This window comes from Novosphingobium sp. PhB55 (assembly GCF_004368805.1).
GTDB lineage: Bacteria > Pseudomonadota > Alphaproteobacteria > Sphingomonadales > Sphingomonadaceae > Novosphingobium.
Genome location: NZ_SODQ01000010.1, coordinates 150,831 through 161,690, shown reverse-complemented (window position 1 = coordinate 161,690; position 10,860 = coordinate 150,831). Strand labels below are relative to the sequence as shown.

The following is a 10,860-nucleotide window of genomic DNA, read 5'->3' as shown; positions in this document are numbered from 1 at the left end:
CGAGACCCGCCGAACAGTAAAGCCGGACAACTAGCGCTCCCCGCTTTCTTGCGATGGGGGAACAAGCTGTCCGTCTCTGTTGGCGACCGCTGCAAGACCGTGTGGTCCGCTGCGGTGAGAGGCCCTCTAAGTGCCACCCGTGATTCGGTCAAACCCTTTTTCCTGAAAAGTTTTCCACACCCGCCGGGGTGACCAGAAAAACGACACGCGGCGTGGCCGGAGCCGCGCCGCGTGCAGGAATGCAGGCAGGAACCTGCCGGCAGGCCACAGGGAGAGGCCTGCCGAAACGGTGAAACGTCAGAAGTTGACGGTGCCCTCCACGCCGAAAGTGCGCGGCGGATTGAAGTTGCCGTAAGCGCCCAGCGTGTTCGCATTGGCGTAGGACAGGCGGTAGATGTGCGTCTCGTTGAGGAGGTTGCGGCTCCAGACCGAGACCGTCAGCTTGGTGCCGTTGTCGGACATCGGGATGTCGGCAAGGGCGATGCGGCCATTCACGATGAAGCTGCTCTGCGCCTTCACGTCTTCGTCCTCGAAGCTGTACTGCGCATCGGCATAGGCGGCGTCGAGATGGACCTGGACGCTTTCGTCGCCGCTGCCCACCGGCACCGTGTAGTCCGCGAAGACCGAGGCGGCATTCTTCGGCGTGTAGACGATGAAGACGTTCTGGTAGACCGGGTTGTCGGCCGTGCTGAGGAACGGATTCAGCGTCCGCGGCACACGCGTATAAGTATAGGCATAAGAGGCGCCGAACGTGAGATTGTGCGTGGGGTGGACGTTCAGTTCCGCCTCGACGCCGCGGATCTTGGTGGTACCCGGCGCATTCAGCGTCTCCTGCGTGTGCAGGTTGAAGTAAGGGCTGGTGGGATCGGTGTTGACGTTGTCGAAGTCCACCTGGGTGCCATCACGGTCCATGATGTAGCCGGCCAGGTTCAGGCGAACCTTGCGATCGAGGAACATCATCTTGGCGCCGACTTCATAGGACTTCACCGTTTCCGGGCCGAAGGCGTCGAAAGTCTGCGAGCGGTCGTTGGCGCCGCCGGCCCGGTAGCCGGTCGAGTACTTGGCGTAGAGGTTCACGTCCTGCGTGGCGTCATAGGCCAGCGTGACCATCGGGTCGAAGCGGTCCTTGCGGTAGCGGAAGGTGTAATCGTAAGCCGCGCCGTTGACGATATCGAGCACGCCGTCGCGCTTGTCGTGCGTGAAGCGGCCGCCGGCGGTCAGGTGGACCTGGTCAAGCCCGGCAGGCGTATACGTGGCCTGCGCGAAGGCGGCCAGGCTCTGGGCCTTGGCGTGGCTGTCGCGCTGGAGGAACAGCGAACTGTCGTCCCAGCCCTGGTTGGACGAACTCACAACGCCCGAGACGCTGGGGCTCAGCACGGTGTAGCCGGAGCCGTCCGCGTTCCACTGGTTGGAGCTGGGAGTGGCGGCGTTCTCGCTGGCGTGCTCGTTGTAATAGTAGGCACCGGCCACGAAATCGAGGTGCGGCAGGCTGCCGACCAGCTGGAGTTCCTGGCTGAACTGGTTCTGGTCGAGGAACGAAAGCGAGTAGCGGCTGAACTTGGCGTTCGGCAGGAACACGGTGCGGTGAGCGCCGCCCGAGTTGTCGTACTGGTCGGTGTGGACGTCACGCCAGGCGGTGATCGAGCGCAGCGTCAGGTTCGGATTGAGGTCGTAGCTGAGGTTGCCCATCACCCCCTGCGTGCGATCGACGCTGGGCTGCTGCGGCACGCCGATGTCCGCGGTCTTCATGCGCTTGTCGCCGCTGACCTGGACGAGCGGGGAAAGCGGGGCGATCTGCCCGGCCTTCAGCTTGCCGCCCTGGCTGGCGATATCCGCCAGCGTGGCGACCGTCAGGTTGTTCGGGTTGTAGTTGATGAGCTGGCTGTACATCGGCGTGTTGTCGTCACGCGACTTGTCGTACGAGATGTTCGCCGTCAGCCCTTCGAACGGCTTCCACTGGGCCTGGATCCGGCCGCCGACGCGGTCGTAGTAGTTCCAGCCGGTCTGCCCCGCGAGCGGGTTCTTCACCGTGGCGTCCTGGTGCTGGTAGACCCCGTCTACCTTGACCGAGATGTTGTGGAACTCGGGGAAGTCGATGTGCGCTTCGCCGTCGCGCTGGCCATAGTTGCCGAGGCCCGCCGAAACGCGGCCGCCGAATTCGCCGGTGGGCGCCTTGGTGACGATCGAGAGCGCCCCGCCTTCGGTGTTGCGGCCGAACAGCGTGCCCTGCGGCCCGCGCAGCACTTCGATGCGCTGCACGTCGAACAGCGCGGCGTTCAGGCCCTGCTGGCGGCCGAGGTAGACGCCGTCGAGGTAGACGCCCACGCCCTGGTCGCGCGCGGTCTGGTTGGCGTCGAACGGCACGATGCCGCGGATGCCGACGGTAAGGGCAGACTGGCGCGCTTCGAACGTGGCGACGCGCAGCGAGGGCACGGTGCCGCTGGCCAGGTCGATCAGGCTCTGGACGTGCTGCTTCTCGATATCCGCGCTGCCGATGACGGCGATGGCGATCGGAGTCTTCTGGAGGTCGGTCTCGCGCTTGGTGGCGGTGACGATGATCGGCACCGAGCCGTCGCTGTCGGCCGCGGCGGCGCTGTCGGCCGCGGGAGCGATTGTTGCGGCTTCATCGGCGAAAGCGGCTACCGGCGCCTGGCTCAACGCGACGATGCTGCAAGTGGCCGCCAGACGGATGGCGTGGCGAATCATGCGAAAACTCCCTGAAATGCTTGGTCTTCCTCCTTGCAGTCGCGGCAAGGGGCCCGCCCGGCGGGGCGACAGGGAGGCTGACTAGGCGCAACCCGCGTCACATCCGTGTTGCTTTCTTGTAATTTTCTTGACGCAATTGTGGCGACACGCGGCCGGGCGAACATGACAAATTTGACATGTGCATGGCGGCGATCACGGCACTATGTGGCCGGATCATTCGTATCGAAACTGCAGGATACCATGATCAAATCTGGCGACATCGTGCTGACCTCGGGCGACCTTGCCCATGTCAGCGCCGTTCGTGACAACTTCCTCTCCTTCGAGGCGGCGGTGATGAACGCAACCGAACTCTGCGCGCGGCCCGCCAGGGCCCCGACCTGGATCTTCGTGGACTGGCTTCTGCCGGAAATGTCGGGACTTCAGCTCTGCGGGCTGCTGCGCGACCGCATCAACGACCATCCCCTCCACATGACGATGATCCTGCCGGAGGCCGATCCGCGCGCCCAGGCCCGCGCGCTGGACGCGGGGGCGGACGACTACCTGATCGCGCCCCTCACCCCGCATGCGCTCGTGCAGCGCCTGCGAATCTACCAGCCTGCCGCGGCCGCGCGCAAGGAAACCCCGGCGATCCAGATCGGCGAGCTGATGATCCAGCCCGATTCGCATCTCACCCGGTACCGGGGTCTGGTCGTGCCGCTGCAATCGAATGAGCAGCGCCTGCTCAATCACTTCGCGCGCAATCCCAACCGGGTGTTCACGCGCGGCGAACTGATCGGCGTGCTGGGCAAGAGCGTGGAGGTCTGCGACGAGCGGACCGTGGACTCCTGGGTCAGCCGCCTGCGCCGCAAGCTGCGCTCGATGCAGGTCCCGCACCTGCCGCGCACCGTGCGTTCGTTCGGATATGTCTTCGACAGCGCCGAAGCCTGAGGGCGGCGGCCAACTGCGGCTGCGAAACCGCGATCAATCCGGGCCCTTGTGCCCGGGCCGCGCATATTCGGGATAATGGAACATGGCGCTGAAGACATGGCCGGCATCGGCGAACAGCGCTTCTGCGTCCATTTCCTTTTCCTTCAGCATCTCGTCCAGCGAATAGGCGATCTCCACCGACATGCGGGTGCGCCGCAGCACCAGTTCACGCGGAACATGCGCGAGATAGGGCATGTACATGTCCGTCAGCAGGTCCGAGACGAAGTTATGCGAGAACAGGCGGATCGGCGTGAGGCTCGGGATCGCCCGCAGCGCCCGCATGATCCACAAGGCGCCGGGCTCGCTGGCCGTGATCTCATGCATGGTGCGGATCAGTTCGACCACCTTGCCCTCGATCACGTCGAGCCCGGCCTCGCGGTAATTGTCCAGCCAGGCCTGTAGCGCCACGTTCTGCCGCTCCATGAAACGCTCGGCCAGGGCATGGAGAATCGCGTATTTGTCGTCGAAATAGCGATAGAACGCGGGCGGGGTCATTCCGGCGCGTTCGCAGATCTGGTTCGTCGAGATGCGCTCGATGCCCACCTCCCCCAGCAGATGCGCGGCGGAATCGAGCAAGGCATTGAATGTCTTGCGCGATCGCTCCTGCACGGGCCTGCGGTAAGGGGGTTTGTCAGGGTCCAATTCGTGCTCCGGACACCGCAAATGCCGCGTGGTGTCATAAAAATGATAATTATAGCTACCATATGCGGTCCGCACAGCAAATACAGGGGTCGCATCCATGTTCAAGTCCCGTTTCCGCGTGCAGGCCTCGGCCTGCGCGATGGCCGTCTTCGCCTGCGCTTCGGGCATCGCCCATGCCGACGAAGCCTCGCCCAACCCCGCCGCCGGATCGGGTGACGACATCATCGTCACCGCGCGCGCCGGCAGTGCGCAGAAGAAGGTCGAGGCGAGCTACGCCATCTCGACGATATCCGAAGCCGAACTGCAGATGAAGGCGCCCATCGGCGTGGGCGAGGCGCTGAAGAACGTGCCCGGCTTCTGGATCGAAAGTTCCTCCGGCGAGGCCAGCGGCAATATCCGCGTGCGCGGCATCCCGACCGACGGCTTCTCCGCGCTCTCGCTGCTGGAAGACGGCATCACCATCCAGCACGACGCCGGCCTCGGCTGGCTGAACGGCGACCAGGCCCTGCGCATGGACCAGACCATCCAGGGCATCGAAGTGGTGCGCGGCGGTCCGTCGTCGATCTTCTATTCGAACGCCCCCGGCGCGGTCGTGAACTTCATCACCCGGCGCGGCGGCGACCATCTGGAAGGTTCGGTCCGCTACGAAGTGGCCGACTACAATTCGCACCGCGTGGACGGCTGGGTCGGCGGCCCGATCGGCAACAGCGACTGGCGCTTCCTGGTCGGCGGCTATTACCGCCTGTCGGACGGCCAGCGCCACACCGGCTACCGCCAGGACGAAGGCGGCCAGATCCGCGCCACGATCTCGCGCGAGTTCGAGCGCGGCTCGCTCATGCTGGGCGTCAAGCGCATCGACGAGCGCATCGGCAACGCCATGGTCACGCCCTTCGTCAACGACAGCAATGGCGATCCGGTGGGCGTGCCCGGCTTCAACGCCAAGCGCGACATCATCGCCGGCAAGGAAACCCGCTATTTCGACTTCCTGACGCCGGACGGCGTGGAAAAGTTCGACAACGGCATCGGCACCACCATCAAGCTCACCCAGCTGACCGGCGAGTTCGACTACGAACTGACCGACAGCCTGCGCGTCGAGCACAAGATGCGCTACCGCGACAGCTACACCAAGCGCAACTCGATCACCCCGCGCACGGTCGCCTCGGCCGCCGACCTGCTGTCCTCGACTTATGGCAAGTACGTCGACACGGTCGCCGGCCAGACGCTGGGCTTCAACTATACCAACGGCAGCGGCCCGATGGACCTGGCCAATGCCAACGGCAACGGCCTGGCCCTGCTCAACCTCGCCCGTTCCTTCACCATTCCCGAAGACGAGTTCGTTTCCGACACCCGCTTCCTGCAGGACTTCGAACTGGCCGGCCACCACGACCTGGCGCTGGGCTTCTACTATGCCCACGTCAAGGAAACCTACCATTCGAACTCGGCGGCGATCTTCACCGACGTGAAGGACAATGCCGCCCTGCTCGACGCCGTGCTGCGCGATGCGGCCGGCAACACGCTCTACCAGTTCACCAATGACGGCATCGCCAGCTACGGCTCGGAATTCAACAACGCCTTCGGCAAGTCGGACACCATCGCCGTCTACGCCAGCGACGAATGGAAGCTGACCGACCGCCTGCGCGTCGATGGCGGCATTCGCTGGGAGCAGATCAAGACCAGCGGCCAGGTGGAAGGCAAGAGCACGATCAACCTCGGCCAGTCCGCCACCGCCGCCGACGACGCGGTGCTGGTCGGCTCGGGCGTGTTCGCGCCGTTCTCGCGCAAGTACGATCACATGGCCTGGACGCTCGGCGCGAACTACCAGCTCCAGCCGCGCATGGGCGCCTTCGCCCGCTTCACCTCCACGTTCCGCCTGCCCAGCGTCTCCAGCTTCCTCGGCAATGCGGCGGCCAGCCCGGTCACGCAGAAGATGGACTTCTACGAGGTCGGCCTGAAGTACGCCTCGCCCACGTTCGACGTCTATCTCACCGGCTTCAACTCGATCTACAAGAGCTACGAGATCAGCGACTATCGCCAGAACGCGGCCGGGCAATATGTGCTCAACACGGTCTACGGCGACACCAAGACCTGGGGCACCGAGCTGGAAGCCACCTGGCGCCCCGCGAATTGGTTCGACATCCACGCCAACTGGACCTGGCAGGACGCGCGCTTCACCGACTTCGTCTACACCAATTCCAGCGGCCAGGTCGTCGACTATTCCAAGAACCGCCTGATCCGCGTGCCGAAGCACAGCTTCCGCATCACTCCGGGCGTCAACCTGATGGACAACCGCCTGCGCGTGGAGGCTGACTTCGCCTACTACGGCCAGCGTTATGCCGAAGTGGCCAACCAGATCAGCCTGCCCGCCTATTCGACGGTGGACCTGAACGCCAAGTTCGACGTCAACGACCGGCTGACCTTCAACCTCTACGTCAACAACCTCACCAACACGATCGGCCTGACCGAGGGCAATCCCCGTGCCGGCTCGATCGACAACGAGGAAGTGGGCGACCTGGTCTACATCGCGCGCTCGATCTTCGGCCGCAGCGTGCGCGGCGCGGTGACGTTCAGGTTCTGATCGGCCTCTCCGCTCTCTCCCTCCGGCGGGCGCCATGGCCGCGCCCGCCGGAACCCTCACCTCCGGGGACAATCGACATGCCCAAGACCTTCTCCCGCCTCGCCTCGCTCGCCCTCCTTCTCGCTTCTGCCCTCGGGTCGCACCAGGCAATCGCGCAGGACCTGCCGGAATGGGACAAGGTGCCTCTGGCAAAAGGGCATGAGAAGCCGGACCTCGTGCTGACCGGCACGGTCGACCGTTCGGACTACCAGCGCAACGTCCCGGTCTCGTTCGACGTCCCCGGAGGCGTTACCCGCATCGGCGTGGAGTACGAATATACCCGCCCGGACGGGAAGACCGTGATCAACCTCGGCCTGTTCGACGGCAGGACGTTCCGCGGCTGGAGCGGCAGCAACAAGCACACCGTCGTGATCGACGAGAACAACGCCACGCCCTCGTTCATCGCCGGGCCGGTCGGCGGGCGGCGCTGGTCGCTCGATCTGGGCGTGTCCTATATCGGCGAAGGGGTGACCTCGCGCTTCACCGCCCGCATCTGGTTCTGGCGGCCGGGCGAAGTGCCAGCCGTCTCGACCTTCTCGCCCGAGCCGCTGGAAGCGGCCGACAAGTGGTATCGCGGCGACTTCCATCTTCACACCGGCCATAGCGACGGCTTCTGCACCAGCCGCCGGGGTCGCAGCGTGCCCTGCCCGCTCTACCGCACCGTGGATGCGGCGCTGGCCGCCCATCTCGATTTCGCGGCGATCACCGATCACAACAATGTCGCGCTCTATGGCTCGATGCGCGAACTCCAGCCCTTCTACGACGATATCCTGCTGATCCCCGGCCGCGAAATGACCACCGAGCAGGGCCACGCCAACGTCTTCGGCACCACCGAATATATCGACCACCGCCTCGGCGAGAAATCCATGCCCGACATGGCGACCATGATCGAGCGCGCCCATGCCGCGGGCGGCCTGTTCTCGATCAACCATCCGGGATCGCCCACCGACTTCCGTTGCCGCGGCTGCGGCTGGTCCGCCCCCGAGGCGACTTACGCCGCGACCGACGCCATGGAAGTGATGAACAGCGGCAACCTCTGGAAGCAGCTTGGCGGCGGGGACGCCGGGGGCGATGTGGCGATCTGGGAAAAGCAGCTCGCCCAGGGCCGCCGCATCACCGCGATCGGCGGCAGCGACAACCATGACGTCGATCTCGGCCGCCTCGGCGTCGGCTTCCCGACCACGCTGGTGCGGGCGCCGGAACTGTCCGAACGCGCCATTCTCGATGCCGTGAAGGCAGGCCACGTCATGATCGACATGACCGGAAAACCGGGCCTCGGCTTCGATCTCTCGGCGCGCGGCGGCGCCCGTGCAGGAACGGTCGGGGATGCCTTCGCGCTGCCTGCCGGCCAGACCCTGGAACTGGCGCTCACCATCACCGGCGCGAAAGGCCGCAAGCTCGTGGGCCTGGTCGACGGTCAGCCGGCGGCGGAACTCTCGGCCGAGAGCCTGACCGAAGCGCGGCAGGCCCTGCCGCTCAAGTGGACCTCGGACGGCCAGCGACACTGGATCCGTTTCGAACTGCGCGACGGGGCGCCGCGGCTCTTCATGACCAATCCGGTATATGTGAACTACTGAGCTTCCCGCTCCGCAGGGCCGACCGGATGGGCCTGGACTGCGGCGAAACGCTTGCCAGGAGAGGGCTGGGACGGCTTGACCGGGTAAACTCAATCAAATAGGTTGAGAATACCCGGTCAGGAGTTCGTACAATGCCGATTGAAATCCGCAAGCATGGGCGCGTCGGCGCCGAAATCCTCGGGATCGACCTCGCCCGTCCGCTGACGGAAGACGATCTTTCGGCGATGCGCGCGGCTTTTGCCGAACATGGCGTGGTCTTTTTCCGCGACCAGTCCATCACCGAACAGCAGCATATCGACTTCGCCCGCCATTGGGGCGCGATCAACATCAACCGCTTCTTCACCGCCCATTCGGTCTATCCGGAAATCGCGCTGGTGGTGAAGGAACCGGACCAGCAGCACAATATCGGCGGCGGCTGGCACACCGACCATTCCTACGACTTCGCCCCCGCGCTGGGCTCGATCCTGGTGGCCCGCGAACTGCCGCCGCAAGGCGGATCCACGGCCTTCGCCTCGATGTACGCCGCCTATGACGCCTTGCCGCCGCCGCTCAAGGCGCAAGTGGAGGGGCGCCATGCCGTCCATTCCGCACGCCATGTCTTCGGAAGCAGGGCCGGCGCTTACGAGGCCGCGCAGGACACCCGGCGGGACGGCCGAATCGGCAATGCCGGCGCTGCGGACCTGCTGGACGACCCGGTCCATCCGGTCATCATCACGCACCCCCTCAGCGGCAAGCGCGCAGTCTACGTGAACCCCAGCTTCACCCTGCACATCCAGGGCCTGTCCGAAGAGAACTCGCGCGGCTTGCTCGAAGAACTCTATGCCCATTGCCGCCGTCCGGAATTCCAGGAGGATTTCCACTGGCGGGAAGGTTCGATCGCCTTCTGGGACAACCGTGCCACCTGGCACTACGCCTACAACGATTACCACGGCCATCGCCGCGAGATGCACCGCATCACCATCGAGGGCACCCAGCTCGGCTGAATCGGTCGCGGCGGCACCCGGGTTTTCTCGCAGTTGAAGGGTGCGGGGCTTTGCAGCACGATGGGGCGCTGCTCCCTTTGGGTAGGGCCCGGGACGGATACCGTCCTTATGGAAACGCACCGAAGGGCGCTCTTTTCGCGCGCTTCGGCGCTGGCGGGGCCGCCGAACCCTTGGGAAACCGCGGAGTTCCGCATCGGCCAAAAGGTGGACTTGCCACCCTGCAAATACATATTTAATGTCAACCAAATCGATTGAGTTTAGGCAATGCGCCTTCTGACGGGAGACATGACACGATGAAAGCCGGAACCCTCAATCGCCGCCTGTTTATTTCGGTGGCCGCCGCAACGGCACTGGCCGCCTCTCTGGCGGGCTGCTCCGGCGGCAAGTCGGGCAACGCGGTGGAGATCACCAATGTCTCCTACGACCCCACCCGCGAACTCTATCAGGCCGTGAACCCGGCCTTCGCCGCCTACTGGAAGAAGAAGTCCGGCCAGGACGTGACCTTCCGCATGAGCCACGGCGGATCGGGCAAGCAGAGCCGCGCCATCATCGACGGATTGGAAGCAGACGTCGCCACCCTGGCGCTGGCCTATGACATCGACGTGATCGCGGACAAGGCCAGGCTGCTCCCGGCCGACTGGCAGAAGGCCCTGCCCGACAACAGCGCGCCTTACACGTCCACCATCGTGTTCCTGGTCCGCAAGGGCAATCCCAAGGGCATCCACGACTGGGCCGACCTGGTGAAGCCGGGCGTGCAGGTCATCACGCCCAATCCCAAGACCAGCGGCGGCGCGCGCTGGAACTTCCTGGCCGCCTGGGCCTACGGCCGCAAGGCGGGCGGATCGGATGCCGCCGCCGAGACGTATACGAAGCGCCTCTTCGCGCAAGTTCCGGTGCTTGACAGCGGTGCGCGCGGCGCCACGACCACTTTCGTCGAACGCGGCATCGGCGATGTCCTGCTGGCCTGGGAGAACGAGGCGCTGCTGGCCGAAAAGAAGCTCGGCGCCGGCAAGTTCCAGATCGTCGTCCCCTCGATCTCGGTCCTGGCGGAGCCGCCGGTCGCCGTGATCGCGAACAATGCGAAGAAGCACGGTACCGAAGCGGTTTCCAAGGCCTACCTCGAATATCTCTACACACCCGAGGCCCAGGTCGCGATCGCACGCAACTTCTACCGGCCGAGCGACCCCAAGATCGCGGAACAGTTCGCCGGGCAGTTCCCGAAGCTGAACCTCGTCACCATCGACAAGGACTTCGGCGGCTGGACCAAGGCGCAGAAGACCTTCTTCGACGACGGCGGCGTGTTCGACCGCATCTACACCAAGAAGTAAACCGCGCCCTTCGCGCCAGAAATCGAGCAGGCCACTGCAGATGC

The 10,860-nt window shown here is 64.9% G+C and carries 7 protein-coding genes; 5 read left to right on the top strand and 2 right to left on the bottom strand.

Translation table 11 applies throughout. The features are described 5' to 3' along the window. Positions 1-297 precede the first annotated feature (297 nt). A complete protein-coding gene (locus EDF57_RS22835) occupies positions 298-2,706 on the bottom strand; it encodes a TonB-dependent receptor (RefSeq protein WP_134095981.1) in 2,409 nt (802 codons plus the stop codon). Positions 2,707-2,946: 240 nt separating this feature from the next. Between EDF57_RS22835 and EDF57_RS22830 the strand changes: the two genes are divergently transcribed. Beyond that, complete coding sequence (locus tag EDF57_RS22830) at positions 2,947-3,633, top strand: response regulator transcription factor (protein ID WP_165921495.1); 687 nt, start codon at positions 2,947-2,949, stop codon at positions 3,631-3,633. 33 nt (positions 3,634-3,666) lie between these two features. Here EDF57_RS22830 and EDF57_RS22825 read toward each other — a convergent pair whose 3' ends face one another. After that, entirely contained in the window at positions 3,667-4,314 is a 648-nt protein-coding gene (locus EDF57_RS22825) for a TetR/AcrR family transcriptional regulator (protein ID WP_243841242.1), read from the bottom strand. Positions 4,315-4,411: 97 nt separating this feature from the next. On the opposite strand from EDF57_RS22825, the gene EDF57_RS22820 reads away from it, so the two are divergent. The 4 genes from EDF57_RS22820 to EDF57_RS22805 all read left to right on the top strand — a co-directional run bounded on the left by EDF57_RS22820 (position 4,412) and on the right by EDF57_RS22805 (position 10,816). Further along, positions 4,412-6,889, top strand: coding sequence for a TonB-dependent receptor (locus EDF57_RS22820; protein WP_134095978.1), 2,478 nt, complete (start codon positions 4,412-4,414; stop codon positions 6,887-6,889). Between the two features lie 77 nt (positions 6,890-6,966). Next, positions 6,967-8,505, top strand: coding sequence for a CehA/McbA family metallohydrolase (locus EDF57_RS22815; RefSeq protein ID WP_134095977.1), 1,539 nt, complete (start codon positions 6,967-6,969; stop codon positions 8,503-8,505). Between the two features lie 131 nt (positions 8,506-8,636). Beyond that, positions 8,637-9,488: a TauD/TfdA family dioxygenase gene (locus tag EDF57_RS22810; protein WP_134095976.1), complete on the top strand. Its 852-nt coding sequence runs from the start codon at positions 8,637-8,639 to the stop codon at positions 9,486-9,488. Between the two features lie 293 nt (positions 9,489-9,781). Next, entirely contained in the window at positions 9,782-10,816 is a 1,035-nt protein-coding gene (locus EDF57_RS22805) for a sulfate ABC transporter substrate-binding protein (RefSeq protein WP_134095975.1), read from the top strand. Positions 10,817-10,860 lie beyond the last annotated feature (44 nt).